Raw genomic sequence first — 423 nt, 5'->3', positions numbered from 1 at the left:
GCATGGAAGAGCCGTCTACAATCACAAACTTGTCTTTCATTCAATATCCTTTCTAAAGCTGCTTATTGGTATCTCATTCCATTTATTTTCCGTCATACTTCCAGATCTGTACCTCTCCCGGGTAATCTTCGAATACACGCATAATGATGGCTTCTACAACGTCCCAGTCACCGCCTCCAAATCCACATCCCATTCCCTGCGGGAACGCGGCTGTCTCGTTCCTTCCCCGCACGGTTAAAAACTCACAGATCTCTTCCAACGCTTTTTCCAGGGCTTCATAGTCGGTGTAGACACCGGTTTTCCCGTAGTCGTCCTGGCCGTAAAGATTGGCAATCAGAAACCAGCGGCCGTCCTTTTCAACCGGCTGGGCTGATACCCGGCCTAACAGCTTCGCCGTCTTGCCGCCCACTTCCTCTGTCCACT

The 423-nt window shown here is 50.6% G+C and carries 1 protein-coding gene; it reads right to left on the bottom strand.

All coding sequences use genetic code 11. The annotated features are described in order from the left end of the window. Positions 1 to 82 precede the first annotated feature (82 nt). A partial coding sequence (locus NE664_14470) for an appr-1-p processing (protein ID MCQ4727839.1) occupies positions 83 to 423 on the bottom strand: 341 nt, incomplete at its 5' end.

This window comes from Anaerotignum faecicola (assembly GCA_024460105.1).
GTDB lineage: Bacteria > Bacillota > Clostridia > Lachnospirales > Anaerotignaceae > JANFXS01.
The sequence above is the reverse complement of the archived record's forward strand: the minus strand, read 5'-3'. Positions and strand labels throughout refer to the sequence as shown.